Origin of the sequence: Helicobacter aurati, assembly GCF_003364265.1 — a bacterium.
Classification (GTDB): Bacteria; Campylobacterota; Campylobacteria; order Campylobacterales; family Helicobacteraceae; genus Helicobacter_A; species Helicobacter_A aurati.
Genome location: NZ_NXLW01000005.1, coordinates 111,058 through 137,710, shown reverse-complemented (window position 1 = coordinate 137,710; position 26,653 = coordinate 111,058). Strand labels below are relative to the sequence as shown.

Sequence of the window (26,653 nt, the reverse complement as noted above, 5' to 3'; positions counted from 1 at the left end):
AAGTGTGGCAGGCGTTTTGCGTGTTGCTCAATGTCCGAAGTGTGGGGGTAATGGGCGATAATCGCACTTATGATAATACTATTTGCATCCGAGCGGTTGAGGCAATCGATGGCAAGATTCTGTATGGCTTGGCGACTTTTGCACATTTGCCCCATAGCTTTTTAGAATCTGTCTCTAATCGCATTATTAATGAGGTTGAGGGCATTAATCGTGTGGTGTATGATATTACTAGCAAACCCCCAGGTAGATTAAAGTGGGAGTAGGGAATGACGCAAAGCCTATTTGATTTTACCGATAAACAATCTTCACTATTACTCACACCCAAACAGGCTAGCATTTGGGCGAGCGAATATTTAGGAAAAAGAGTAACAAGTAATAATGTAATGTATCTTTTAAACTATGGCAAAATTGCAAATCATAGCAAGAATCCAAAAGAAAATTTGATTGATAAAAATGAATTAAAAGATTACTATGATAGCACTGTTAAATCACAAAAACATTTAGAATCGCCCCTTTCTTTTGCGCAATATAAAGAAGCAGAGACAACTAAGCATATTCATAGAATCCACCCTTATAAAGGCAAGTTTATCCCCCAACTTGTCGAATATTTTTTAGATTCTCACACAGATTCTATCAAGCTAGAAACTTACTTTAAACCAAATGATATTGTGCTAGATATTTTTGCAGGTAGTGGCACGACTTTGTGTGTAGCAAATGAACTAGGAATGAACGCCATTGGGATTGATATTTCATATTTTAATACGATGCTTTGTAATGCTAAAATTGCAAAATATGATTTAAATACTCTTGAAATAGAGCTTATAAAACTTACAAATCTCCTAGAAAAATATTCAAAAAATCTACAAATTAGCTCTTTTGAATCAGCTTTAAATAATGTTTTGAGTGAATTTAATCAAATATATTTTCCCAATAAAACCTTTAAGCGTCAAGTTGCTTTAAAACAAATTGACGAAAAAGCTTATGGAGAGACAAAAGAGAAAGAGTTTTTAAAGATTTATAATGATTTAGTGAAGCTTTATCACATAAATATTAGCACGAACATACAGGGGAATTTTTTTGAAAAATGGTATATGAATTCCATAAAACAAGAAATTTTATTGCTTAAAAATGAGATTTTAAAAGCACCTAAATGCTTACAAGATGTTTTATGTATTATTCTAAGTCGCACAGTAAGGAGTTGCCGTGCTACGACACATTCAGATTTGGCTACACTTTTAGAACCCATTACAACAACTTATTATTGCAAAAAGCACGGCAGAATCTGCAAACCCCTTTTTAGTATTGCAAAATGGTGGAAAAGTTACGCAAAAGATACCTTGAAGCGATTAAGAGAGTTTGAATCTTTGCGAAGCGATACCACACAAATATGTCTCAATGCAGATTCTACAAATGTGGATATTATCAACTTCGTGCAAAAACAAGATAAGGCTTTTGCGCAACTTATCAAATCCCAAAAAATCGCTGGAATCTTTAGCTCTCCTCCTTATGTGGGGCTGATTGATTATCACGAACAACACGCTTATGCTTACGATATTTTTGGATTACCTCGCAAAGATAATTTAGAAATTGGCAAACTAAGTAATGGACAAAGCAAAAACGCACAAGAAAAATACATTCAAGGCATCGCAACTGCTCTGAATAATGCTAAAAGATTCTTAAAAGAGGATTACAATATATTTTTGGTAGCAAATGATAAATTTAATCTCTATCCAAAAATTGCAGAACTTGCAAATATGAGTATTGTAAAAAAATATGATAGACCCGTGCTTAATCGTAGTGAGAAAGATAAGAATAGATATAGTGAGAGTATCTTTCATTTAAGGGAGGAGTGAAGAAAATGCAAAATCTTAAAAGCAATATTAAAAATCGCCTCTTTCAAGCATTACGCAATAAATTTGAAAATTATAAGCCCGAAACTTCTTCAATGCCCTTTCATACAAGACTTTTAGGTAAAGATAGAATGGCACTTTATAGCTTTATCCAAAGTCTCAATACCAACTTTGGTACAAGTATTTTCGAGCCTGTGGCTGAAGAATTGGCTTCAAGCCATTTTGATAGTATCAAACGTCAAATGGAAGTTCCAAATACGATTACTAAAGAAGCACAGAGGGTAATACAAGACATTATGGATTCTTTGGAAGGTGGAAATTCTAAGCCTAATAAAACTATGGAAATTGCTAGAATATTAAACTCACAGAGTGGGGAGTTAAGCAAGGTTAAGCCTACAAAGGTGGATTTATTTTTGCAAAAGAATGATAATGTGTATTTAATTGACATTAAAACCGCTAAACCAAATAAGGGAGGATTTAAAGAATTTAAACGTACGCTTTTGACTTGGGTAGGTTGCTTTGGGCTTAATAATCCAAACGCAAAGATTAATTCACTCATTGCTATACCTTATAATCCCTATATGCCAAAACCTTATGAACGATGGACAATGGCGGGAATGCTTGATTTAGAATCCGAATTAAAGGTGGCAGAAGAATTCTGGGATTTTTTGGGTGGAGCAGGAAGCTATGAACTAATTTTGTCAGCTTTTGAAGAGGTTGGGCAAGAAATGCGAGAAGAAATTGATGAGTATTTTGAGAGATTTAACAGAAATGAGTAATCAAGTGTGGCAGGCGTTTTGCGTGTTGCTCAATGTCCGAAGTGTGGGGGTAATGGGCGATAATCGCACTTATGATAATACTATTTGCATCCGAGCGGTTGAGGCAATCGATGGCAAGATTCTGTATGGCTTGGCGACTTTTGCACATTTGCCCCATAGCTTTTTAGAATCTGTCTCTAACCGCATTATTAATGAGGTTGAGGGCATTAACCGCGTGGTGTATGATATTACTAGCAAACCCCCAGGAACGATTGAGTGGGAGAATGACGATACAAGCACATTTGAATAAAATCCAAATGATTAATCAAGGGAGTTTTTATACACCAGATTCTATTGTGCGACTTGTCTATCAAATGCTCTTAGATTCTAAAATTGATATAAAAGATTATATTTTACTTGATAGCTCTTGTGGCTATGGAAGCTTTTTGCAACTAGAGGGGTTTAAACAAAATATTGGTGTAGATATTGATAGTATTGCCTTATCAAAAGCAAAAGCATATTTTAAAGATTCTTATATGAATCCCTTATTTATCCATACAAACTCCTTGCAAAATGTCTCAAGAGAAAAATTTAATATTTTAGAATCTGATAAACTCATCATCATTGGTAATCCGCCTTATAATGACACAACTTCTATTGTGCAAAATCACCTTAAAAGCACAGATTCTAACCCTGTGGATTCTCATCTTAAAGCACGAGATATAGGCATTAGCTTCTTGCGCTCATTTGATATATTAAAAGCTGATTATATTTGTGTGCTTCATCCGCTTTCGTATTTGATTAAGCAATCAAACTTTAAATCACTAAAAGACTTTATCAAACATTATCATTTAAAAGATTCTATCATCATTAGTTCGCAAATTTTTTGTCCCAAATCTTTAGGATTTTTTCCGATTGTCATCGCATTATATAAAAGAGACAATCAAGGAATGGATTATAACTTTATTTGTAATTTTTCTTTTAAAACTTATGAAGGCAAATCTTTTAGGCTCAATGATTTTGATTTTATCGCAAAATTTATTGATAAATATCCCAATAAAAAGCGGGTATGCGAATCTCAAAAGGTAGCAATGTTTTATACTCTGCGCGATATTAATGCCTTAAAACGTTCAAAAACCTTTATGACAAAAGAAAATATCAATACCATTTATATTACACAAGATAAATATAGCTTGTATTGCTATGTTGATGTGTTTAAACAAATTATTAAGCATATTCCTTATTATCTAGGAAATTGTGATGTTTTGATAGATTTTAAGAAATTTCAAACCTTAGAATCTGCATTTATCAAAGCAAGTGAAAACAAGATTCTAAGTGAGGATATAATGCAGTATTTTAAAGATTTGCTAGGGGAGCATTATGAGGATTGAAAGTGTGAGAGATAATAAAATTTGTGTAGAGATTCCGCTTACAACACAAAGCGGCAAGATTAGAGTAAAGATAAGAAATAGCTTTTATGAATATGGAATTCTAACTGCAACAAGGCAGAGATTGAAAATCTTTGCACATTTTTACAAAAACTTAAAAACGATGATTTCATAGATAGCAGAGAGGATTTACAAATTTTTAGAAGCTATCCAAAGCAAAAGCAAATTTTAGATATGGAATTTTATGTAAGCGAAGTAAAATATCCGCTCTTGGTTCATAAATTTGGCAATTTTGATGTGTTGGTCGAAATCATAATCAAAGAAAAGCAAAGAGCCATAGGAGCACAACCTATGCTTTATGTGTGCTTTCCTATCACAGAATTAGAATCTAAAAATGATATAACTTTTCTTGGAAGAGTTGCTAGAACTAAAGAATGCGGGCTTTTATCATTAAATGCTAGCCACAAGGCATTTGTGCTTGAGTGCTTTAAGGTTTTTGGAATTTTAAGTAAAAATCACAATTATGATGTGTTAGAAATTTTAAAGGTTATCAAAGATGGATAGAAATAAAATAAAGGCATTAATCGCGTGGTGTATGATATTACTAGCAAACCCTCCAGAGAGAAAGCCCTAGCAAATGAATCGCAAAAACTCCAATGGATGCGACAAGTTAGTATGGAAGAGGCACGAAATTGCCTTAAAAATTTAGAGTATTTATTTTTACACAGAAAAACAGACAAACAAAGAAGATTCTTACCAAAATAACGGCATAGGCGAATGGATTTATAAGCCACTTTATCCCATAAATACAAAATCTATGGAATCTGTACAGGATAATTCTTATGATACGCAAGCTATTTATCCAGAAAATGCAAGGCAAAGAAATTGGATAACGGCAAGTGAGTTTCCACTTTGTCCAAAATCCAAAGAACATAATCCGCTTGAAGTTTATAGTTAAGAATATGAAAAGGATAAGGTATTTGCAAGTAATCAATATGCCAAATCTGTGATTATGAAATATATGCTTTTGCAAGGCAATATCACACAGACAAACCGATACAAAATACTTTTAGAAAAATCAAAGAATTTAGCACATTGAAACCCAAGAGATTCTAGGCTTGATATTCGATAAATACCGCTAATGTCTAGCCATTTTCGGGAACTTTGCTATAATTTTGCGTTTTATATTGTAGTGTTAAAGGGAAGCAATGGGAAAAGAGATTAAAACAGATTTTTGGGTGAATAAACTAGCAAAAGATGCGGGGCTAGACCTAGAACCACAAGGCGCAAGTGTGCGGGGGGGGGGCAAAATAAGGTATTAACTGATGCTCTAAAAAGTGCTTCTAAAGGAGGCACGGGTAATCACGGCGTCCCCGATTTCATAGGTGTAGTAAAAGATTTTGTGATTGTAGTTGAGAATAAAGCAGATGTGAGTAATCATTGCAAGCTAGATTCTAACAATCTCATCTCACAGGAGCAAGAGCATATCAAAAACTATGCACTCAATGGGGCTTTATGGTATGCAAAGCATATTATTAAAAACCAAAACCGCTATAAAAAAGTTTTTGCCATCGCAGTAAGTGGCAATGAGAAAAGACACAGAATAACGCCATTATTTGTCGATGATGGAGCATTTATCAAAGAGCCGCTAGAGGATATCGAGAGCTTTTTGCTACTAAGCGAAAAAAATATCGAAAATTTTTACAAAAGAGAGATTTTAAAGCAGCAACCACCCCAAGAAAAAACCAAAGAACAGATAGAAAAAATAGCCGCCACTTTGCACGAAGACTTGCGTAACTATGGGGCGTTAGACAACAAAACCAAGCCTTTAATAGTCGCTGGGATCCTCCTTGCCCTAGAGCGAATGAAACGCAATAATATCGACCTCTCCTCACTCACAGGTGAGCCAAAGGATGTAGAAACCGATGGGGCGAAAATTTATGACCTCATAGAAAAGCAGCTTAAAGTCTCTCAGCTCTCCCCGCAAGTCAAGCTTGATAAAGTCTTAGCAGAATTTGCGGTGATTAAAACCTCGACAAAGATTAATGAAATCCACCCACATTTAAAATGCACTCCACTCAAGCATTATGCGACTTATATTAAACAAGAAATCTTTGATACTATGGAAAATATCAAAAATTCTTATGATTATTTGGGTATGTTTTATAGCGAATTTGTGCGATTTGGAAACGCCGATGGACAGAATCTAGGCATCGTGCTAACGCCTAATCATATCACCGAGCTTTTTTGCGATTTGGCAGATTTAAAGCCCGAAAATAGAGTTTTTGACCCTTGTTGCGGGACGGCTGGATTTTTGATTTGTGCTATGGATTATATGCTAAAAATGGCAAAGAATGAAACGCAAAAGGATAGCATTAAGCAACACCAGCTCTTTGGCTTTGAGCTTCAATCCTTTATGTTTGCAGTAGCTACTGCGAATATGGTTTTACGAGGCGATGGCAAGAGTAATTTAAATGATGAGGATTTCTTAAAGCAAAACCCCCATAAATTACAAGAGGAGTTTAAAGCAGATATAGGCTTTATGAATCCGCCTTATTCTCAAGGCAAGATTGATAAAAATCTAACCGAAATTGCCTTTAGCGAGCATTTATGTGATTCTATCTTAAAAGGTGGCAAGGTAATAGTCATCGTCCCACAATCAGCGATGACAGGAAAGAGCAAAGAAGAAAAGGCAATCAAAGCAAATATCTTAAAAAAGCACACCTTGGAAGGCGTCATTACTTTAAATAAAAATACCTTTTATGGCGTAGGGACAAATCCTTGCATAGCGATTTTTACCGCTTGGATTCCCCACCCTAAAGATAAGGTTTGTAAATTTATCAATTACGAAAACGATGGCTTTGAGGTCCAAAAGCATAAGGGCTTGGTAGAGACAATCCACGCAAAGGATAAAAAGGCACATTTGCTGAAAGTCTGGCGTGATGAAATGGAAGCAGAATCTAAATTTTGTGTAAAAACCACCATAGAAGCCGAGGATGAGTGGCTGCATAGTTTTTATTATTTTAATGATGAGATTCCACAATATGCAGACTTTGATAAAACAATGGCAGATTATCTCACTTTTGAGTTTAATATGATAACGCACGGCAGGGGCTATCTCTTTGGCTTAGAAGAGGAAAAGACGCAGATGCAAACTGATGAAAGGCTTGATAATGAATAAAAATTTAGAATCTATGCGGTGGGGTGAGTTTGTTGTGGGGGAGATTTTTGATTTTGCAATGCGTGGCAAAAGACTCATTGAGAGAGATAGAGTTAAAGGAAATATCCCCTATTATTCCGCAAGTAAGGAGAGTAACGGTTTAACTGATATGATAGCCAATCCGCTTTTTATAGCAAAAAATAAACTCATTATAAGCACATTTTGCGATTGTTATTATGTAGAGGGAGAATTTACAGCAAGTGATGAAATTACGATTTTTGGTAATGACAAGCTTAATAAACACAATGGACTTTTTATAGCAAGAATTGTAAAAAGCAATGCTTCAAAATACGCTTTTGGATATAAAGCATTTTCTGAAAGATTAATGAAACAAATTATTATGCTCCCCATAGATTCCAAAGGAGAGCCAAATTATAAATTTATGGAATCCTTTATGCGAAAGCTAGAACAAAAACACCTACAAAAAATCCTAGCCTACTACACCCATAAGCTAGAATCTATCGGGGGGGGGGCAGACTTCCTCTTTGTCGCTCTCAAGCTAGCTCTTATTATTTTAAATCCTCTTGTCATTCTGAGCGTTGCGAAGAATCTTGCTCCCCTTGTCATTCTGAGGAAGCACGAAGTGCGACCGAAGAATCCCATGAGATGTTTCGCTACGCTCAACATGACAAAAATAACCTTTGTCATTCTGAAGTCTTGCGAAGCACGACTGAAGAATCCCATCACGAAGAATCCCTACCCAATCAACCTCAAAGCGACGATTTCGCAACCTTCCTTGAGGGTAGCCTAATGGAGATTGCAAAAAATGAACTAGGCTTAGAATCCATAAAATGGGGCGAGTTTAGGATTAGTGATTTGTTTGAGGTTATTGATGGATATTATAATAAAAAACCCCCGCAAGATAAAAATGGCACGATACCATTTCTAGGAGCGACACAATATGACAATGGAATCACTACGTTTTATAATAAAGAAACCATTTTAAATTATGACAAAGTCGGTGGTATAACGCAAAAAGATGTAGAAAAAAGGATTTTTAAAGGTAATTGTATCGCAATTACAAATAATGGTTCTGTAGGAAACGCTTATTATCAAAAAAGTGATTTTGTATGTAGTCATGATGTAACTCCTATTTATTTAAAAGCCCATACTCTCAATATCTACATAGCATTATTTATTATCCCCTTGCTCCAACAAAGCGGAAAATCTTTTGAATATGCGAAAAAATGGAGACCAAAAAGAATGCGAAAATCAAAAGTTATGCTCCCCATAGATTCCAAAGGAGAGCCAAATTATAAATTTATGGAATCCTTTATGAAAGAACTAGAACAAAAACACCTACAAAAAATCCTAGCCTACTACACCCATAAGCTAGAACTATCGGGGGGGGCAATATCCTTTAATTACCAAGAATATTTAGAGTTTATAGAGACTTTAACCCCTTGCCAGACTAAACCTTTAAGCAAAATATCTCAAAATAACTCAATCTCTACAAAAGCTGATGATGATAAAGATTTAGCTTTTCCTTATATGAGTCTTACGTATATTTGTAAAGATTACAAACTTCAATGGGGCGAGTTTAAAATTAGTGATTTGTTTGAGGTTTATACGGGCGGAGACTTAATTCTAACAAATATTATTGAAGGAGAGATTCCTATTGTAAGCCATAGTGCAATAGATAATGGAGTGAGTGTTTATACTCAAACCATACCTAATAGAAAAAAATTTAACCACAAAACTACTATTAGTTTAGCAGATAGAGGCAATTTCTTTGCAGCTACACAAAAAATAGATTTTTATATAGGAACAAGAGTTAAGGCTTTAGAAGCAAAATTTACACAAGTAAATTATTTCATTTTACTTTTTATTTGTTTATGCATCAATAAGCAATCGGTTAAGTTTTCATATGGTAAAAATTGTTGTGCAAATGCAGATTCTCTAAAAATTTTACTTCCCCTAGATTCCAAAGGGCAGCCCAACTATGCCTTTATGGAATCCTTTATGAAAGAGCTAGAACAAAAACACCTACAAAAAATCCTAGCTTATTACACCCAGAAGCTAGAATCTATCAGAGAATGAGACTTTGTCTAAAGACTTTAGCATACCAACACAGCTAATATTTTAGTATTCTTTCTCGCTCTCAAGCTAACAAGAGGAAAAGCTAAATAGGGCAAACGATTCTTTCTTGTCATGTTTTAGTGCTTGCAAAAAAGCGAAGAGTCTCATAATATTCACATTTTGGATTATGGAATCTTTTTATTATTTGAGCGAACCAATAAGGTTAATTTGCGTGCTAATACTCTGCTAGGCTTGATTTGTATTATTTGATAATCTCAAAGGCTTTTTGGCTTGGGCGAGGTGGGGCATGGGGAATTCTTGATTATAAATTTTTCTCAAAAAATTCTTTCAATCTTTTATAAATTTCCTCATTTCTTGATTCTATATCTTCTTTGAGCCAATCTGTTTTAGGATATTTTGCCAAATTTTGAGCCTCTAAGAATTTTGATTTGTTATACTCTGCTTTTTTATCATCAAAATACCCATTACTTGCTTTAATATTAAGTTTTTTCTCAAGCCACATTTTATTACCAATAGATTCAACAAGTGGCTCTGCTTCCTCTTTATCCCAGCCTGTATAATTTTTTCTCCAATTTGTAGTTTTTGGAAAAATGTGTTCAATCTCGCCAAGGATATCTGTCTCTTGTTTCGGGTATTTTAAATATAAATTAAGCATTAAAAGTGAGGGAATTAATTTATAAGCTTTAAAAAACTGCTCTTTAAAGTGTGATTCATTTTCTAAAACTTGCTGAGTATCTGTTTGAAAATCTATTTTACCTCTTTTATATAAAGAAGTATAAGCATTAAATATAATAGGCTTAATAACTGAAATAGTAGGCTTATCAATAAACTTAACTATACAATGTGTAATAACCCGAGATAAAAACTTCTCGTGTGTATGGGATTCAAAATAATCCTTTTTGTCCTTGAAATACATATAATAAGCACTATCTAAATATTTCCAATATTCATTTGGCAAAAGATACAAAACTTCGTAAAACTGCAATGATTTAGGGCTATAATTTTCATTATATTCGCCATTCCAAAATTTGCTTAGCTCTGTAATTTCTCCCATACTATTTTGCAAATCCTCTTTGTATTCTTTGGTAAAAAATGGACGCAAACCAATCTCACTAGTTTTTATGTTATTTCTTGCTCGAATAATGTGCATATAGTTTCTAAAGATAAAATCCATATTACCTTTATTATTGTTTTCTAGTTCTTTCCATTCTGCTGCAAAAGACTTTCTTTCTTTTTGGGTTTTTTTATTTTTAAAAATAATTCCTTTAAAAATATCAGAATCAGATAAAGGAATACCCCTATTATTTAGCGTATTGAATATTCGTAACGCATTTTCCATTCTTTTGTTTTCATCATCTCCTTTACATTCTATTGGAAGCAAAATGCAAGATTTAAGCAATGTTACACATAATTTACGCCACTTCATTGGTGTTCCTTGTGCATAATTGTTTGATTGACAAATAAAATATAAGTAGTTTTTTTCATAGTTTGATTTTGACTTTTTCATTTTATTTTTTATATCATTTTCATTATCTGGTATTTCATAAGTATTACACAAAATACTTTCCAACATTACCTTATCTTCGTCTCCAGCAACATCACTTTGAAGATGTGGGCTGTTATAATCAACCTTACCACTAATATCATCAGTATCCCATAAGCAAGATTCAAGATTGATAATAAGTTGTTTGATTTCCTCACTTTTATCTTTATAAGCCTTATCATACAAAGCTTTCAACAATAAACTTAAGGTGGTTGTTCTTTGTTGCCCGTCAATGATATTTTGTTTGCCATCTTGCTTATACATTACCACAGAACCTAAAAAGTATTCATCATTTTGTTGTCTTTCTTCATTATCGAAAAACTCCACTATATCATTCCAAAGTTGCTCGCATTGTTCTTCTTCCCAAGTGTAAGGTCTTTGATACATAGGAATTAAAAATTTGCTTTCAGATAGATACTTTAATACGCTTTTACTTTCAGTATTCATTTCGGCTGCCATATCACTATCCTTAACCTTAAATTTCTGCACATATTATATCCAAAAACAAAAACATAAAGCTCCAAAGACCCGATATAACCGCTTACAAAGCCGTTATGGTGCGTTTTTAAGCGTTGCATTTCTAGGTGGCGACATCATCTATCGCAATGTGATACTATGCGCTAGCTTCTATAAGCCTTAATATTTACTACATTTACTTTCTTTGACTTAAAAATAATCCAAACAATGTAAGCAATCCGCCAATGATGATGCAGTAGCTAAGGGATTCTTTTAGGCTCACACAAGCGGCTATTACGCCAATCACAGGTACACCATAGATATATGCGCTTGCCTTTAGAGAGCCAAGCAGCTTGAGGGCTGTATTCCATGACAGATAGCACAAACCAGAAGCGATAAGTCCTAAAAATAGCAAGTTAGCAAGATTCATAGCATTGATATATCGCGCACTATCTTGCAATGCGCGGAAATCTCCGCTTAAAATACCTGATTGATAGAGCGCAAATGGCAGGGCAAAAAGCAGTCCATAAAAAAAGATTTTCTTTAAAAATGCAAGATGGGAATATCCTCTAAATCGTGCGAAAATCATCTCTAAAAAAAGCGTATAAACAGACCAAATAATACCAGCCAACAAACAGAGAAAATCGCCGATTGGATAAATCTCTAGGCTAAATTTGCCTTGAAATATCATCAAAAAAATACCAACAAATGATACCAAGAATCCTAAGATAAAATTTCTGCTTAATTTTTTGCGATAGATAATAGCAAATAATAATCCTGTAAAAAATGGATTAATAGATACAAGTAGCGAGGCGTTTGATGCGGTGGTGTATTGGAGTGCGATATTTTCTGTAAGAAAATACAAGCATCCTCCGCTTAGTCCCGCTATGACAAAGAGTAATTCATTGCTAAATTTTGTAAATCCAATGCTTTTGCGGCATAAAAAACACAAAAATATATAGGCGATAAACAAGCGGATAAATAGGATTTCAGCAGGAGCAAAATCGGGCAACAAAAGTTTTGTGGAACTAAATGTAACTCCCCCCATATTATGATTGTAAAAATAGCGAGTAAATGCCCTTTTAGGCGCATTGAATCCATTATCTGTCCTTATAGTGTTTTCTTTAGCTCCTTTGACAAACTCCAAATTGCTCTTTGTCAAAATATCAAATCAGGATAAGTAAATCCACCTCTTCAATTGCCCTATTTCATTCATCTGTTAATGCCTCGTTCATCACATTCTAGTCTTTGATTAATGGCAAATCCTGCAACAATTGCCTAAGTATTATCTGTGTTTTAGGGAAATGCTCGGCAATCGTTAGCCCTACTACATCATATTCTTTTGCCACATCTTGAATAATATGCGATATTTGCGCAAGGCTCATTTTCCCAGTATTGCCTACAGCAATATAGAGTTCTTTTGGGTCTAATACATCTAAATCTAAATGAATCATCACTCTTTTACACCCAAGCAACTTAAGCCATTCTAGGATTTTTTGGGGCTTCTGCCTCACTAGAATCAAGGCTAGCTAATCCAAACTCCTTTTGACGTTTCGCATAATGCTCCGCTTCTTTGGAATGAAGCCCAACAAGCAAAACTTTTTTAGAATCAAGGCTAGCAGGCAAAGCAAAAGTTTCTTTTAACTCACCCCGCCCAATAATCGCACTCACAGCCATCGCATGATAACCCTTATAAAATTCATCATCTGGCAGTCCAATATCAGGATGCGCATCAAGCCACAACATCGCAACATCGCCCGCATAGAGATTTGCAAGATAGCAAAAGCTCGGCACACTCACAGCGCATTCGCCACCGAGTGTGAGAATGCGTGCGGGCTTGCGCTCGTTTAGAATATCAAATGCGGCTTTGGTTTGTTGCAAAAGAATGGATTTATCAATAATTCCATCTTCGACTATGCGCCCTCCCATATCATCAAGCATAAATTTTGTATCAATCTCTACAACCGCAGTATTTGTGCTTTGGCTTATAGAATCTACAAGCAAACTTAGAATCTGCGCACCAAGAATATAGCCCTGCGCCGCTTCTTTTTTATCAAGATCAGCAAACCAAGAGGTAATATCTCCACCCTGCCATTGTGGAAAAATAAGCCGAAGATTTTTAGAATCTTTATGCTTTATCATTTATCCTCCTAACTTGCAAGCTTAATAATGTTATTTATATGGCGAAAACTCATCAATCGCACTTAGGGCATTGAGGCTTCGCGGATAGCCGATATATGGAATAAGGGCGGTTACAACAGCGATTAGTTTCGCCCTATCGTTGCCGATTCTTAAGTTGCCCGCAACATGCGCCCTAACTTGCGCATCTGCGCCACCCATAGAGAGGATATAGACAAAGGTGAGTAATTCCCTAAACTTCAAATCTAGCCCATCTCTTGTATAGTAATCCCCAAAACAATTCGCTGATAAAAAGTTGCGGATATGCTTCACATCCGCTGGGGCTGCCGCATTACCTTTGTCTATGGCTTCACCAAAAAGCTTCCTTTGGGTTTGTAAGCCTTCTTCAAAGCGCGTCTCACGCGTGGTTGTAGCTTGGGGAGATAGTGGCAATGCGATGTTGTTATGCTTAAAAATCGCATTGGTTGCGTTGATAAAATCAATCACCTTGCCCATTCCAATATAGGGAGTTGCTTGATAAACAATCTCCTTAATCGCCACAGGCGAAACCTTATTGTTTAGTGCAGCTTGTGCCATTGTTTTGTATTCGCTAAGTGCGGGGATTGCGACAAGTGAGGCTAGGATTATCATCAGCCGCTCTTGCAATTCTAGCTCTGAATTTGCAATCACTTCATCAAACGCAAAATTCACATAATTGCTAAAAAACTCAGGGTCTGTTTTGGCAAGCTCTACATCGCCATTGCCAAAGAGCATTTTAAAATTTTGCTCTGCTTTTGGTGTGAGTTTCATCGTTTTCTCCTTTGTGGGTATTATGTTATTTTTGGCATAACCAAAGCTCATTCCAAGCCCAACAAGTGCAATCGAGGTTTTAAGAAATTTGCGCCGTTTGTTGCTCTTTATCTTCATTTTGCCTCCTTTTTTAGGGTTTTATTCTTTATGGGCAAGATTATAGGATTAATACGCTAAAGAATCAATTCGGGATTCTAGTGGGTTGTGGAGTTTTTACTGTCGTGTTAGGCATTCTTTTTTGTCATGTTTGCAAGTGTGGGCAAAATCCTTGCGGATTGTGCGAGGGCTTGCTCGATGCGTGAGCGGTAGCAAGTAGCACGAACGAAGTCTTGACTTGCACATTCCCAAAGGGATAAACATTTCATGGGATTCTTCGGGCATAAAGCCCGAAGACATGACAAGTTTTTGTTACCGTTGTTTTTTTTATTTGTCATACTGAACGAATGTGAAGTATCTCTTTTTGAATCTTTTTGAGATTCTTCAGTCGTGCTTTGCAAGACTTCAGACATGACAAAATGAATGAGATTCTTCGCTACGCTCAGAATGACAAGTTTGTTTATCATGTTGATTTGAAAAATGAGAAATATCTCTTTTGATTTGGGATTTACCCCACCCCCTAACCCCCTCCGCACATGGAGGGGGGGGGGGGGGAAAATAATGCTTGTCAAACTGAAATCTTTTTTGTCATTCTGAATCCTCTCCTTGTCATTCTGAAGGAGCGAATGCGACTGAAGAATCTCAAAATGTAGAATCTCTTAAAGATTCTAATAGAGAGATACTTCACATTCGTTCAGTATGACAAACAAAAGAGATTCTAAAGTAAGAGATATTTCGGCTTCGCCTCAACATGACAAAAGGGAAGCTTAATATGGCATAACCTTTTTTGCTATATCTTTGGATTTTGTGCCTACCAAACCTAAGAATAATCCAAAAGTTTAGCTTATTTCCTTAGCTAACTCTTTGAATATTGACAATGATTGTATCAATTTGCTTTCTTAAAGTATTTTGATTCTTCACCATTTCCTCAATTTGGGTATTTAAAGTAACTATATCAACCACTTCTCGCGTATCTTTTGCTTCTACATAGTTAGAAACGCTTAGATTATAATCATTCCCTACAATTTGCTCTTTTGGCACGAGCGCGCTTAGAAACTCTTGATTGTCTCTTGTCTCATAGAGTTTTAAAATCTTTTCTAGATTCTGTGGCGAAAGCATATTTTTATTGGTTACTTTGATAAATTCCTCTTCTGCATTGATAAATAAAACCTTATCATCTCTTTTGTTTTTGCGCAACACCAAGATACACACCGCAATCCCTGTGCCAAAGAAAAGATTGGGCGCAAGGGCTATCACGCAATCCACGAAATTTTCCTCTATCAAATACTTCCTTATATCTCGTTCCGCCCCAGCTCTATACATCACGCCCGGGAAGCAAACAATCGCCGCACTGCCTTTCTCACTAAGCCACGCAAGAGAGTGCATTACAAAAGCCAAATCTGCTTTTGATTGAGGGGCTAAAACTCCAGCTTTAGAAAAGCGTTCATCATTGATTAAAAGCGCATTACTTTTGCCTTCCCATTTGATACTATAAGGAGGATTGCTAACGATAGCGTCAAAAGGTTCGGAGTCTTTGTGTTTTTCATTAGGTTTTATCAAAGTATCGCCGTGGGCTATATCAAAAAGCGTATATTCTACATTATGCAAAAGCATATTCATTCTTGCAAGGTTGTAAGTCGTGATATTGATTTCTTGTCCAAAGTAGCCTTGTTTTGGGTCTTTTTTTAGAATCTTTTTGTATTGCAGTAGCAATGAACCACTTCCACAAGCGGGATCATAGACTTTATTAGGCTTGTCATTATTGCAAAGTGTGATTTCTACTAAAAGTTTGCTAACTTCTTGAGGAGTGAAAAACTCCCCACCACTTTTCCCTGCACTGCTTGCATACATTTTCATTAAGTATTCATACGCATCGCCAAAGACATCAATCTCATTAGCGTTATAATGCAAATCCAAGCTTTTAATAGCCTGCATTATGTTTAGGATTTTTTTATTGCGTTCGCTATTAGAGTTGCCAAGCTTATTGGAGTATAAATCCATATCTGCAAAAAGCCCATCAAACTGCCTAGAGCTTTCATAATTTTTGCTACTTGCTTGGATTTCTTTAAAATGTCCGCTTAAAGTCTCATTGAGCTTCTCTAAATCAGCATTTTTAAGTACATTAGAAAACAAAGCACTAGGCTTGATAAAAAATCCATAGGTATTTAGGATAGTTTCCCTGCCATTTTCTGCTTCCTCATCATTTAAGGCTTCATAGTCTATTTTGTATAACTCATCAATACTATTCTTGAGTTTCTCGCTGATAAAGTAATAAAACAAAAACCCTAAAACATAACTTTTGAAGTCCCAGCCATCGACACTTCCTCTCAAGTCATTGGCGATTTTCCATATCATTTTATGAAGTTCTTCTCTTTGCTCTACGCTTTTCATGGCCGATCCTTTTTGCTGTGATTCTTTTTGTGTTAATTTGATTGTTACATTGATTCATTGTTATGCTGCACATATTTTATCATGTTGATTCTCCTCATTGTTATATGGTGTGTTGTCTTTATCGTGTTGAATTTGTGAAACAAATGAAACATCTCTTTAGATTCTTTATCCCTGTCATACTGAACGAATGTGAAGTATCTTTATTAGAATCTTTAAGAGACTATATTGTGAGATTCTTCAGTCGTGCTTTGCACTCCTTCAGAATGACAAACATTAACCTTGTCATGTTGGGCGTTAGCGAAACATCTCTTAGAATCTGTATTTTGGGATTCTTAGGCTTTAGCCTAAGACATGACAAATGAGGGTAGAATGACAAGGGGAGGATTCACAATGACAAGGAGTGGCAAGCCTATCCTTCCTTTTTTAAAAATACTTGGAATTTCTCAAAAAAGGCTTTGAGCTTTGCAATGGATAGTTGTCTTTTAGAATGGCTATCTTGCTCAAAAATATTTATTTTTGGCAAAAGGCTTTGAATCTTCATTCCTTTGTCTTGAAAGAAATTAATCTCAAAGGCTTCTTGCAAATATTCTTTAGTTTTCTCTATATGAAGATTTTCTTGCTTAATAATAGAATCTAGTTCTTTTTGTGATTGCTCTTGCATATAGGTTCTAAAAGAGGTTTTAAAATCTGTATTTTTATTATGATCTATAGTGTTTAAAAATTCCTCTATTAGCTCTTTTTTATCCATTAGGCTTGGGCTGCTTTGTATGGTTTTTAAAATATCTTCTTTGATTTTGGATTCTGTGTTTTTGTGGTAGGTTTCTAGCAAAAAGAGTATGTAATCTGCATTAACATCATTTTGCTTGATAAGCTCGATTTCAAAGGTTAAATTTTCGATTATGCTTTCTTTTTCTTGTGTTTGTTTAAAATTTCTATAAAGTTCTAAATAATGACTTTGATAGTCTTGCTTTGTCCTTTGTGGTAGCGGGCTTTTCTCCTCTGTAAATTCATCAAAAATGCTTAAAATATTTTCTAGCTTTAAAATCTCGCTAAAGAGCTTGACAAAGTCCTTTTGCTCTTCTTTGGTTAAATGCGCGATACTCTCAAATTTAAAGTCCTTTTGAAGATCTTCGCATTTTTTGCAATAATCTTTGAAATAAAATTCAAAGCTTTTAAGCAAAACAATGTTGGAGGCATTTTCATCGCCAAACATTGCAAGGCTTTCATTGGTATCTTTTTCTAAATCCCTAAAGCAAATAATATTGCCATAGACTTTTTGCTCGTTTAAGATTCTATTTGTGCGCGAGAAGGCTTGAAGTAAGGAATGATATTTGAGATTTTTATCTACATAAAGCGTATTGATAGTTTTAGAATCAAAACCGGTTAAAAACATATTTACGACAATAAGTAAATCAAGCTTTTTTTCTTTGGTCTTTTGTGAGATGTCTTTGTAATATTCCTCAAATCGCTCTAGGCTAAAGTTGCTTTTAAAGTAGTGATTATAGTCTTCTATGGCTTTTCTTAAAAACTCTTTGGCACTGATTTCATCTTTGCAAGGCTCATCTAAATCCTCATTTTGCTCATAGGAGTAGATAATTCCTACTCTTAAAGGTTCTTTTTGAGGGTTTTGAGTTTTTTGGGCGTTGATTTGCTTTTGAAACTCCGCATAATATTTCTTTGCAAAATCCACACTTGCAGTAGCAAAAATGGCATTAAAGCCTTGCGTTCTTTGGTTTTGGATTGTGTGAGCGTTTTGCCTCTTGGTGTGGCGATCAAAGGATTCTAAGATATAAGCGACGATGGAAGAGATTCTTTGCTTATACATAAGGGCTTCTTCTGTGTCGATTTTTGGCACTTTTTCTTCTTTGTGCTTACTATGTTCTTGCTTCATTGTGGAATGGTAGCTTACTTTAAAGGGCAAGACATTTTTATCTTTAATTGCATGTAAAATTGTGTAAGAATGCAGACAATCCCCAAAGGTGCTTTGTGTGGTTTTTAGCATGAGTTTATTGTTTTTTGGGTCTATGGTATAGTTTTCTCCTGCATTTTCTTTAAAAATAGGCGTGCCTGTAAATCCAAAAATATAATATTTTTTAAACTTCTTAATAATAGCTTCGTGCATTGCTCCAAATTGGCTTCGATGGCATTCATCAAAGATAAAAACAATTTCTTCATTAAAGACCTTAGAATTTTCATAATTTTTGATGAAATTTGAAAGCTTTTGAATCGTAGTGATAAGGATTTTGCTCTCTTGGTTTTCAAGTTGCCTTCTAAGCTCTTTGGTGTCTTTGGTAGAGTTTGCAGCACCTGCTTCAAATGTGTTATATTCATTTTGCGTTTGATAGTCTAGGTCTTTCCTATCTACGACAAAAAGCACTTTATAGATAAAATCAAATTTTGTGGCTAAAATAGCGGTTTTAAAAGAAGTCAGAGTTTTGCCACTCCCAGTGCTATGCCAGATATAGCCGCCACCTTGTGTGCTACCATAGAGCTTATGAGAATGGGCTATTTTAATTTTGTTAATGATTTTTTCAGTCGCACAGATTTGATAGGGGCGCATAATCAAAAGTTCATCACTGGTATTAAAAACGCAATATTTAGTGAGGATATTTAAAAGCGTCCTTTTGGCTAAAAAGGTTTTAGTAAAATCCTCTAAATCGTCAATTTTGTTATTTTTACTATCGCTAAAGCTCATACAAAAGGCATAATTGTCATTAAGGCTCTTAAAATCGCGCTTGGAGTTGCTGTAATATTTACTATAAGTTCCATTACTGATAATAAAAATCTGCACAAATTCAAAGAGGGCAGAGGCATTAAAGCTCTCTTCTTGGTAGCGACGGATTTGATTAAAGGCTTCTTTTAAGTCTATGCCTCTTTTTTTGAGTTCTATATGCACCAAAGGCAAGCCATTTACAAGTATGGTTACATCATAGCGATTTTTTGTCTCGCCCAAATCATTCCTAAGTTGAGAGATGACTTGCAAATGATTCTTGAGTGGTTCTTTTTTGTGGATTAAAAGGATATTTTTATACTCTCCTTTATCGTTGTAAAAAGGCAGACTTTCATTATCGGTTTGTAAGATTTTTGTTTTATCTTTTATCTTTAATGTGTCATTGGCAATTTGCTCTTTATAGAATCTATTCCATTCTAGCTCACTAAATTGTATTTGATTAAGCTTCTCTAGTTGGGTTTTTAGATTTGATTCAAGCTCTTTTATGTCTTTTAAATTTAGATATTCATAGCCTTGTGCTTGTAGCTCTTGGAGTAAGAATCTCTCTAATTCTTCTTCGCTTTGGTAGGGTTCGGATTTTTTAGGTTTGTAAGAGTATTGAGCGATAATTGTAGAATCTTCATTTTGTGCTATTAAATCATTTTGCACCCTTCTTTCCTTGTGTTGAGATGAATGTTTTTAAAGTAGCATTTTATCTTATAGTTATTATAACTCCATAAACTTGGATTGATGCTAAGGGATTCCTTGCTGATGAGTTTCTCATAAGGACTAATAAATTGATTAAGAAAATTTGAAAACTAATTTTTAAGTTGGTTTTGTCATTGTGAGGCTCTCTTTTGTCTTGTCTGAAGTTTTGTTTTCAAGGTAAAGAATCTCATTTAATCAATAGAGATACTTCACATTCGTTCAGTATGACAAGGTTAAAAATTGTCATTCTGAAGGAGCAAATGCGACTGAAGAATCTCATTTAATGGATTCTTATAGGGATTCTTCAGTTTCTACGAAATTTTAGAATGACAGAGATGCTACAAACGTTTAGCATGACAACGGATAAAGATTCTAAAGAGATGTTTATCCATAGAGGTTAGGACGTATAAATGGCTTAATACAGCCTCTTTACTATGTTCATAGAACAAAGTTAACAAGCTTTTTTGGTACAAAGACCTCTTTTTTAATCTCGTGGGTAAGCCATTTTTGCACGTTTGTTTTTGCATGGGCGATAACTTCTTCTTTGCTCGTCTCTGCAGGGAGAGAGATTTGCGCCCGTTTTTTCCCGTTTATGCTTACTACATAAGTAATCTCATCTTGAATAAACGCTTGAGAATCCACTTTTAGCGGACGAAAGTTTGTTAAAGCAAACAATTCTTGACTTAGTTCGCTAGCGATATGCGGGATAAATCCCTCTAAGATATGCAGCAAAATATAATAGCCTTCAGTGAAAACCATGTCATTATCTTGCGCGGAAATTGCATTATGCGCTTCCATGCAAGCCGCAATCACAACATTGAACGGATAACCATCGAGCTTTTTATCGAATATATTGTGGTATTTTTGTAGAGCGTCATATATTTTATAGCGCGCTATTTTAGAATCTTTATTCAAGGCTTCAATATCAATTTGAGGAATCTCTTTGCTCTTTTTTACACGGGTTTTTCTATCAATCAAGCGGTTAATGAATTTATAGCAGCCCCGCACACCCTCATCATTCCATTCAAGAGCATAGGTTGGAGGGGCAGCAAAAAGCGTAAAAAGTCTCGCAGTGTCTGCCCCATAGGATTCTATAATGTGTTTTGGTTCAACAACATTGCCTAGACTTTTAGACATTTTTGCCCCTTGTTTTAATACCATTCCCTGTGTAAGCAGCGCACTAAATGGCTCATCAAATGAATGGTATTGTAAATCACGTAGGACTTTAGTAAAAAATCGCGCATAGAGTAAATGCAAGATAGCATGCTCGATACCACCGATATATTGATTAACAGGCATGAAGTATTGCAGGGATTGTGTATCAAATGCGTTTTTGTCTCGTAATTCTTGCGGTGTTGTATAGTGTAGGAAATACCAACTCGATTCCACAAAAGTATCCATTGTATCAGTTTCGCGTACAGCATTCGCCTTGCATTGATGACATTTAGTATATTTCCATGTCGGATGTTTGTCTAACGGATTGCCCTCTCCTGTGATTTGTATGTCCTCTGGTAGAGTAACGGGGAGAGCGATTTCTTCTAATACACCGCAATTTGGACAATGAATAAGAGGAATGGGCGTTCCCCAATAACGTTGACGCGAGATTCCCCAATCGCGTAATTTATAATGAGTGATTCTTTTGCCTTTATTGTTTCGTTCAAAAAATAAGCTGATTTGTTCTCGCGCTTGCGCACTTGTTAAGCCGGAATACTCTTCGCTATTGCAGAGGATTCCATCGGCTGTATAAGGCGCGTTGATTCCATCATTGCCGCTTTCTTTATCATCAGGGGCAACAACGGGCAGAAAGTTCAGATGATATTTTTTTGCAAATTCAAAGTCCCTTTCATCATGGCTTGGGACACTCATTATTGCCCCAGAGCCATAGCTCATTAGTATAAAATTGCTCACCCATATTGGTAACTTTTTCCCGCTTAATGGATGAATAACATGAAGAGGCAGAGCTACTCCTTCTTTCTGTGCTTGTGCCCTTTCTCTTTCGCTTTGATTCCGAATCTTTGTGATAATTTGTATGCTTGTAGAATCTAAGAGCTTTTTATCTAATAAAATATCTATGATTTGATGTTCTGGCGCGATAATGCAGCAAGACACACCATAAATAGTATCACATCGCGTGGTATAAACATTAATAGAGGCAACCTTATGCTCTAGCATCTCCTGGGATTGTTTATCGAGGAGAAAGTCAAATTCCAATCCTTGTGATTTACCGATCCAATTTCTTTGCATACTTAATACTTGTGATGGCCATTCCCCCTCAAGAGAATCTAAATCTTGCAATAACTCTTCTGCGTAATCTGTAATTTTAAGATAGTATTGATACATTTCTTTTTGTATCACTTCACTCTCACATCTCCAGCACTTTCCATCAATAACCTGTTCGTTAGCGAGTACAGTTAAATCTTTAGGACACCAATTTAATAGGGCTTTTTTGCGATAGACTAAATTTCTTTTCCACATTTTAATAAAAAATTCTTGCTCATATTTACTATATAAAGGGTCGCAAGTCTCTATAACACGTTTGTTAGAGAAGCTTAATCCAAGTGAGAACATTTCTTGTAGCATGGTTTTCATATTAGAATATGTCCAATCTTTTGGATGGATATGGTTTTTAATTGCGGCATTTTCGGCGGGCATACCAAAGGCATCAAAGCCGATTGGGTGTAAAACATTATAGCCATACATGCGATAGTAACGCGCAATCGCATCGCCTATGCAATAATTACGTACATGTCCCATGTGAATAGCTCCGCTTGGATAAGGAAACATTGAGAGGATATATTTTTTTGGTTTAGAGAAATCATTGCTTGGTTCAAAGGCTTTTGTATCCGTCCAAATCTTTTGCCATTTAGATTCTATTGTTTTAGGATTGTAGCTTTGTGTATCATTCATGTTGAATCCTTGTGTAAATTTAGTCGATTACTTGCAAGATAAACCTTATAAAAAGAGCGATTCTACTATATTTTAGCTATAAATTTCTCTTTATGGTAAGCCGTTTATAGTTTATTGTGCCGTTTATTATGTTGTAACCGATTTACAACCAGCAACACAATATTCCCCTAGAATCCAATTGAGTTTACTTATAAAGCAGGGTCAGCAAACTAAGATTCTTCATTGCCCTAAGCAGTCATTTTACCAATCGTAATACTCTATTTCATCAACTTTATGCTATGATAACGATTCAACACATTTTTAAATAAGGATTGAGCGATGAATGTATCCGAAATAAAAGAGATTATTGAACTTTTTAATACTTCCCAAATCCATTCATTAAAGTTAGAGCAAGATAATTTTTCTTTGAAACTTGACAAGAGCCAGAAATCAAAAGAGCATATTCAAGTTCAAGCGACACAAGTACAAGAAGTCCAAGCAATTCCCATTCAATCTACAAAACCTCCAACACAAGAATCAAAAAGCAATCAAGAATCTCTTCCATCTCCTGCAAATTACAATGCGGAGTTTATTACTTCGCCTATGGTAGGCACTTTCTATCGCTCGCCTAGCCCAGGTGCTGCTCCTTATGTTAGTATAGGCGATACAGTCAAGAAAGGGCAAACTATTGGAATCATAGAAGCAATGAAGATTATGAATGAAATTGAGGCGGAATTTGATTGTAAAATCATAGAAATTGAGGTTAATGATGCGCAACCAGTGGAGTTTGGCACGAAACTTGTAATGATTGAACGGGTATAGAGGTGCGCTAATGACAAAGAAAATACAAGAAGTCCAAAAGAAAAAAATACAACGAATTCTTATTGCCAATCGCGGCGAAATTGCTTTACGTGCTATTCGAACAATACAAGAGATGGGCAAGCAAGCTATTGCTATTCACTCTATCGCTGATAAAGATGTGCATTATCTTGAAGTTGCTGATGCGAAAGTTTGCATTGGTGGTGAAAAAAGCGGGGAAAGTTATCTCAATATTCCAGCTATTATGAGTGCGGCGGATCTGTTTGAAGCCGATGCTATTTTCCCCGGGTATGGATTCTTAAGTGAGAATCAAAATTTTGTTGAAATTTGCGAACATCATGGAATCGAATTTATTGGTCCAAGCAAAGAAGTTATGATGATAATGAGCGATAAATCCAAAGCAAAAGATTGCATGAAAGAAGCAGGCGTGCCAGTTATTATAGGGAGCGATGGTCCGTTAAGAAGCTATAAGGAAGCCTTGAGCGTTGCCGATAAGATTGGATATCCTGTGATTCTTAAGGCTGCTGCTGGTGGTGGTGGCAGAGGTATGCGAGTTGTTTCCGATAAAGGATTATTAAAGAATCTATATCTTGCCGCGGAGAGCGAAGCATTAAGTGCTTTTGGGGACGGTACAATCTATATGGAAAAATTTATCAATAAACCAAAGCATATTGAGGTGCAGATTCTTGCTGATAAGCATGGCAATGTTCTACACATTGGCGAGAGAGATTGCTCTATGCAGAGAAGACAACAAAAGCTTATTGAAGAAACCCCTGCTGTAATTTTAAATGATGAGGTGCGGCAAAGACTTTTAGAGACAGCCATTAAAGCAGCAAAACATATTAATTATGTGGGTGCTGGTACGTTTGAATTTCTCTTAGATTCCAATAATAAAGATTTTTATTTTATGGAGATGAATACGCGATTGCAAGTTGAGCACACTGTAAGTGAAATGGTCAGCGGACTCGACATCGTTGAATGGATGATACGTATTGCCGAAGGAGAAAAGTTGCCTAGTCAAGAATCTCTTACATTTAAAGGGCATAGCATTGAGTGCCGAATCACGGCAGAGGATCCTGAGAAGTTTTATCCTTGTCCGGGGAAAATTACTGAATGGATTGCACCTGGTGGAGCCAATGTGCGTTTAGATACGCATGCGTATGCGGGGTACACTGTGCCTATGTTCTATGATTCTATGATTGGTAAGCTTGTTGTATGGGGTGAAACAAGAAAACAAGCCATTGCGAGAATGAAGCGAGCTCTAAAAGAATTCTCTATACAGGGTATTAAAACAACAATTCCCTTTCATATTAAAATGATGGATAATGAAGATTTCAAGGATTCTAAGATTTATACAAAATATCTCGAGACTGAATATAAGTTGGGCTAATCTTTTACGCAGATGCTTTAATCTGTTTTTTATTTGATTTTCTTGATACTCTCTAGGGTAAGTTTATAGCAATAATACATTAATTTGATTTATTGTATGATTTGTTGGTTGGTTTGGTATTCTGTGTTTACATGTGGGTCAGAATTACCTTATAACAATCTCAAATTGGAATCATAGATTCGGCATATAGAGGGGCATTATGATGCAATATTCCTTGATACAATCCCGAGAAAAACAGGTTTTGCAAGCAACCAAGACGTATGGCACGCAAAAGAGGGATATATATATTTCAGTAGGGGATATTAATGGGATAGGTCTTGAACTCATCCTGCGCAATCATAGTTTTATAGTGCAATATTGCAATCCTATCTATTGTGTAAGTTTTGAGATTTTGCAACAAGCAAGTAAATTACTTAATATTTCTTTGCCTACTTCCATGCAGGTGCATACATTGGATTCTTCAGACATAACAATCATGCCTAGCCAAATCACCAAAGAAAGCGGCATGTATAGTTTTCAATCTTTTACATGTGCATTAGAGTTGAGTGTGAAACATAAGGTTGGATTAATCACTCTTCCAATCAATAAACGCTCTTGGAATCTTGCTGGTATTTCTTATGCTGGACATACGGAATATTTGCGAGAGAGATTCCAAAAAGGTGCGATTATGATGTTAGGCTGCAAGGAGCTTTTTGTTGCGTTATTTACAGATCATATTCCATTAAAAGATGTTCCAGCTAGGATTACTAAAGATTCTCTTAAGCAATTTTTTCATGATTTCTATGGTGCTCTTGTTTCACAGCAAATTTTTACTAGGCAATCTAGCGAATATTCTCAACAAACATTTGATAAGGGTAAATTGTATGGGGTAAAAAATATCCTAAAGTCACAGATTTTACATTCTAAATTGATAGCAAGGCTTTTGCGACCGTATAGAGATTCTGCTATGTTAGATTCTAAACATCATTTACACCAAGATTACGTCAAAGATATGTTACCTAACTATGGGAATATTGATAAGATAGCCGTTTTAGGGCTGAACCCCCATGCAGGAGATGGAGGTGTGTTAGGCAATGAGGACTTTCTTATTGGTGAATGTATTCAAGAAATTAATCAAGTATTGCAAAAAGAAATCTTTGTAGGACCGATTGCTCCAGATTCTGCTTTTATTCCACATAATAGACAAAAATATAGAATCTTTGTAGCTATGTATCATGATAGTGGATTGAGCGCGCTTAAAGCGTTGTATTTTTATAAGAGCATTAATATTAGTTTAAATTTGCCCATTTTGCGCGTGAGTCCAGATCATGGTACAGGCTTTGATATTGCGTATCGGAGAAAATCCGTTGTAGATTCTCGTAGTTATCTCGAAAGTGTTTATTTTATTGTGTCCCACATGTAATTATTACTTTCACATTGTTATTAAGTCGCGTTTTGTAAGGATTTACAAGAGAATCATAATAGATAGAT

General features: G+C 35.5%; 24 protein-coding genes and 1 pseudogene. 16 read left to right on the top strand and 9 right to left on the bottom strand.

Features of this window, described 5'->3' with window-relative positions; genetic code table 11:
- The 12 genes and pseudogenes from CQA66_RS04060 to CQA66_RS04020 all read left to right on the top strand — a co-directional run.
- Positions 1-263: GMP synthase (glutamine-hydrolyzing) (locus CQA66_RS04060; RefSeq protein ID WP_483401382.1), on the top strand; the 263-nt coding region annotated here is incomplete at its 5' end.
- 3 nt (positions 264-266) lie between these two features.
- Positions 267-1,853: a DNA methyltransferase gene (locus CQA66_RS04055; RefSeq protein ID WP_104762388.1), complete on the top strand. Its 1,587-nt coding sequence runs from the start codon at positions 267-269 to the stop codon at positions 1,851-1,853.
- 5 nt (positions 1,854-1,858) lie between these two features.
- Positions 1,859-2,629 carry a TdeIII family type II restriction endonuclease gene (locus CQA66_RS04050; RefSeq protein WP_104762389.1) on the top strand — a complete coding sequence of 257 codons (771 nt, stop codon included), beginning with the start codon at positions 1,859-1,861 and terminating at the stop codon, positions 2,627-2,629.
- Positions 2,628-2,918: pseudogene (locus CQA66_RS04045) on the top strand (GMP synthase (glutamine-hydrolyzing)); the annotation flags it as partial. The gene CQA66_RS04050 and the pseudogene CQA66_RS04045, both read left to right, overlap by 2 nt.
- The gene (locus CQA66_RS04040; protein ID WP_104762390.1) at positions 2,893-3,999 is read left to right on the top strand and encodes an Eco57I restriction-modification methylase domain-containing protein; all 1,107 of its coding nucleotides are present in this window, start codon (positions 2,893-2,895) and stop codon (positions 3,997-3,999) included. The pseudogene CQA66_RS04045 and the gene CQA66_RS04040, both read left to right, overlap by 26 nt.
- The gene (locus CQA66_RS09475) at positions 3,989-4,171 is read left to right on the top strand and encodes a hypothetical protein (RefSeq protein WP_233707659.1); all 183 of its coding nucleotides are present in this window, start codon (positions 3,989-3,991) and stop codon (positions 4,169-4,171) included. Before CQA66_RS04040 ends, CQA66_RS09475 begins: the two co-directional genes overlap by 11 nt.
- A gap of 59 nt (positions 4,172-4,230) precedes the next feature.
- Entirely contained in the window at positions 4,231-4,560 is a 330-nt protein-coding gene (locus CQA66_RS09470; protein ID WP_233707660.1) for a R.Pab1 family restriction endonuclease, read from the top strand.
- A 24-nt stretch (positions 4,561-4,584) separates the two neighbouring features.
- Entirely contained in the window at positions 4,585-4,761 is a 177-nt protein-coding gene (locus CQA66_RS09260; RefSeq protein WP_158656987.1) for a hypothetical protein, read from the top strand.
- A gap of 52 nt (positions 4,762-4,813) precedes the next feature.
- Positions 4,814-4,954 (top strand): hypothetical protein, encoded by a 141-nt coding sequence (locus CQA66_RS09255; protein ID WP_158656988.1) that lies wholly within the window; start codon positions 4,814-4,816, stop codon positions 4,952-4,954.
- A 444-nt stretch (positions 4,955-5,398) separates the two neighbouring features.
- The gene (locus CQA66_RS04030) at positions 5,399-7,177 is read left to right on the top strand and encodes an HsdM family class I SAM-dependent methyltransferase (protein ID WP_244910953.1); all 1,779 of its coding nucleotides are present in this window, start codon (positions 5,399-5,401) and stop codon (positions 7,175-7,177) included.
- Positions 7,170-7,967 carry a restriction endonuclease subunit S gene (locus tag CQA66_RS09465; protein ID WP_158656989.1) on the top strand — a complete coding sequence of 266 codons (798 nt, stop codon included), beginning with the start codon at positions 7,170-7,172 and terminating at the stop codon, positions 7,965-7,967. The genes CQA66_RS04030 and CQA66_RS09465 overlap by 8 nt, the downstream gene beginning before the upstream one ends.
- A complete protein-coding gene (locus CQA66_RS04020) occupies positions 7,967-9,256 on the top strand; it encodes a restriction endonuclease subunit S (protein WP_115582546.1) in 1,290 nt (429 codons plus the stop codon). Before CQA66_RS09465 ends, CQA66_RS04020 begins: the two co-directional genes overlap by 1 nt.
- A gap of 301 nt (positions 9,257-9,557) precedes the next feature.
- Here the strand turns inward: CQA66_RS04020 and CQA66_RS04015 are convergent, their stop codons facing one another.
- From CQA66_RS04015 to CQA66_RS03985, 7 genes are all read right to left on the bottom strand, one after another.
- Positions 9,558-11,258 carry a DUF262 domain-containing protein gene (locus tag CQA66_RS04015; RefSeq protein ID WP_104762393.1) on the bottom strand — a complete coding sequence of 567 codons (1,701 nt, stop codon included), beginning with the start codon at positions 11,256-11,258 and terminating at the stop codon, positions 9,558-9,560.
- Between the two features lie 193 nt (positions 11,259-11,451).
- A complete protein-coding gene (locus CQA66_RS04010; RefSeq protein ID WP_104762394.1) occupies positions 11,452-12,402 on the bottom strand; it encodes a DMT family transporter in 951 nt (316 codons plus the stop codon).
- 94 nt (positions 12,403-12,496) lie between these two features.
- Positions 12,497-12,712 (bottom strand): arginase family protein, encoded by a 216-nt coding sequence (locus CQA66_RS04005; protein WP_147289204.1) that lies wholly within the window; start codon positions 12,710-12,712, stop codon positions 12,497-12,499.
- A gap of 19 nt (positions 12,713-12,731) precedes the next feature.
- The gene (locus CQA66_RS04000) at positions 12,732-13,397 is read right to left on the bottom strand and encodes an arginase family protein (RefSeq protein WP_104762396.1); all 666 of its coding nucleotides are present in this window, start codon (positions 13,395-13,397) and stop codon (positions 12,732-12,734) included.
- Between the two features lie 30 nt (positions 13,398-13,427).
- Positions 13,428-14,300, bottom strand: a complete 873-nt coding sequence (locus CQA66_RS03995) for a carboxymuconolactone decarboxylase family protein (RefSeq protein ID WP_233707661.1) — start codon at positions 14,298-14,300, stop codon at positions 13,428-13,430.
- A 107-nt stretch (positions 14,301-14,407) separates the two neighbouring features.
- Positions 14,408-14,851 carry a hypothetical protein gene (locus CQA66_RS03990; protein WP_115582545.1) on the bottom strand — a complete coding sequence of 148 codons (444 nt, stop codon included), beginning with the start codon at positions 14,849-14,851 and terminating at the stop codon, positions 14,408-14,410.
- A gap of 280 nt (positions 14,852-15,131) precedes the next feature.
- A complete protein-coding gene (locus tag CQA66_RS03985; RefSeq protein ID WP_104762398.1) occupies positions 15,132-16,670 on the bottom strand; it encodes a type I restriction-modification system subunit M in 1,539 nt (512 codons plus the stop codon).
- 62 nt (positions 16,671-16,732) lie between these two features.
- Between CQA66_RS03985 and CQA66_RS09135 the strand changes: the two genes are divergently transcribed.
- Complete coding sequence (locus CQA66_RS09135; protein ID WP_147289203.1) at positions 16,733-17,032, top strand: hypothetical protein; 300 nt, start codon at positions 16,733-16,735, stop codon at positions 17,030-17,032.
- 47 nt (positions 17,033-17,079) lie between these two features.
- Here CQA66_RS09135 and CQA66_RS03980 read toward each other — a convergent pair whose 3' ends face one another.
- Both CQA66_RS03980 and leuS read right to left on the bottom strand, forming a co-directional pair.
- Complete coding sequence (locus CQA66_RS03980) at positions 17,080-20,049, bottom strand: type I restriction endonuclease subunit R (RefSeq protein ID WP_104762399.1); 2,970 nt, start codon at positions 20,047-20,049, stop codon at positions 17,080-17,082.
- 477 nt (positions 20,050-20,526) lie between these two features.
- Positions 20,527-22,995 carry a leucine--tRNA ligase gene (gene leuS, locus CQA66_RS03975; RefSeq protein WP_104762400.1) on the bottom strand — a complete coding sequence of 823 codons (2,469 nt, stop codon included), beginning with the start codon at positions 22,993-22,995 and terminating at the stop codon, positions 20,527-20,529.
- A 318-nt stretch (positions 22,996-23,313) separates the two neighbouring features.
- Between leuS and accB the strand changes: the two genes are divergently transcribed.
- The 3 genes from accB (at position 23,314) to CQA66_RS03960 (ending at position 26,585) form a co-directional block, all read left to right on the top strand.
- On the top strand, positions 23,314-23,796 hold the full coding sequence (accB, locus tag CQA66_RS03970; protein ID WP_104762401.1) for an acetyl-CoA carboxylase biotin carboxyl carrier protein: 483 nt from the start codon (positions 23,314-23,316) through the stop codon (positions 23,794-23,796).
- A gap of 10 nt (positions 23,797-23,806) precedes the next feature.
- Positions 23,807-25,183 (top strand): acetyl-CoA carboxylase biotin carboxylase subunit, encoded by a 1,377-nt coding sequence (locus CQA66_RS03965; RefSeq protein ID WP_104762402.1) that lies wholly within the window; start codon positions 23,807-23,809, stop codon positions 25,181-25,183.
- Between the two features lie 199 nt (positions 25,184-25,382).
- The gene (locus CQA66_RS03960; protein ID WP_233707662.1) at positions 25,383-26,585 is read left to right on the top strand and encodes a 4-hydroxythreonine-4-phosphate dehydrogenase PdxA; all 1,203 of its coding nucleotides are present in this window, start codon (positions 25,383-25,385) and stop codon (positions 26,583-26,585) included.
- Positions 26,586-26,653: the final 68 nt, after the last annotated feature.

Excerpts from the sequence above, each read along its gene's own strand:
- CQA66_RS04015 (WP_104762393.1), bottom strand. The coding sequence starts at position 11,258 with ATGGCAGCCGAAATGAATACTGAAAGTAAAAGCGTATTAAAGTATCTA.
- CQA66_RS04000 (WP_104762396.1), bottom strand. The coding sequence starts at position 13,397 with ATGATAAAGCATAAAGATTCTAAAAATCTTCGGCTTATTTTTCCACAA.
- CQA66_RS09475 (WP_233707659.1), top strand. The coding sequence starts at position 3,989 with ATGAGGATTGAAAGTGTGAGAGATAATAAAATTTGTGTAGAGATTCCG.
- CQA66_RS03995 (WP_233707661.1), bottom strand. The coding sequence starts at position 14,300 with ATGAAGATAAAGAGCAACAAACGGCGCAAATTTCTTAAAACCTCGATT.
- CQA66_RS03965 (WP_104762402.1), top strand. The coding sequence starts at position 23,807 with ATGACAAAGAAAATACAAGAAGTCCAAAAGAAAAAAATACAACGAATT.
- accB (WP_104762401.1), top strand. The coding sequence starts at position 23,314 with ATGAATGTATCCGAAATAAAAGAGATTATTGAACTTTTTAATACTTCC.
- CQA66_RS04040 (WP_104762390.1), top strand. The coding sequence starts at position 2,893 with ATGACGATACAAGCACATTTGAATAAAATCCAAATGATTAATCAAGGG.
- leuS (WP_104762400.1), bottom strand. The coding sequence starts at position 22,995 with ATGAATGATACACAAAGCTACAATCCTAAAACAATAGAATCTAAATGG.
- CQA66_RS04050 (WP_104762389.1), top strand. The coding sequence starts at position 1,859 with ATGCAAAATCTTAAAAGCAATATTAAAAATCGCCTCTTTCAAGCATTA.
- CQA66_RS09465 (WP_158656989.1), top strand. The coding sequence starts at position 7,170 with ATGAATAAAAATTTAGAATCTATGCGGTGGGGTGAGTTTGTTGTGGGG.
- CQA66_RS04055 (WP_104762388.1), top strand. The coding sequence starts at position 267 with ATGACGCAAAGCCTATTTGATTTTACCGATAAACAATCTTCACTATTA.
- CQA66_RS03960 (WP_233707662.1), top strand. The coding sequence starts at position 25,383 with ATGATGCAATATTCCTTGATACAATCCCGAGAAAAACAGGTTTTGCAA.
- CQA66_RS04020 (WP_115582546.1), top strand. The coding sequence starts at position 7,967 with ATGGAGATTGCAAAAAATGAACTAGGCTTAGAATCCATAAAATGGGGC.
- CQA66_RS09470 (WP_233707660.1), top strand. The coding sequence starts at position 4,231 with ATGGAATTTTATGTAAGCGAAGTAAAATATCCGCTCTTGGTTCATAAA.
- CQA66_RS03985 (WP_104762398.1), bottom strand. The coding sequence starts at position 16,670 with ATGAAAAGCGTAGAGCAAAGAGAAGAACTTCATAAAATGATATGGAAA.
- CQA66_RS09255 (WP_158656988.1), top strand. The coding sequence starts at position 4,814 with ATGGAATCTGTACAGGATAATTCTTATGATACGCAAGCTATTTATCCA.
- CQA66_RS09135 (WP_147289203.1), top strand. The coding sequence starts at position 16,733 with ATGCTGCACATATTTTATCATGTTGATTCTCCTCATTGTTATATGGTG.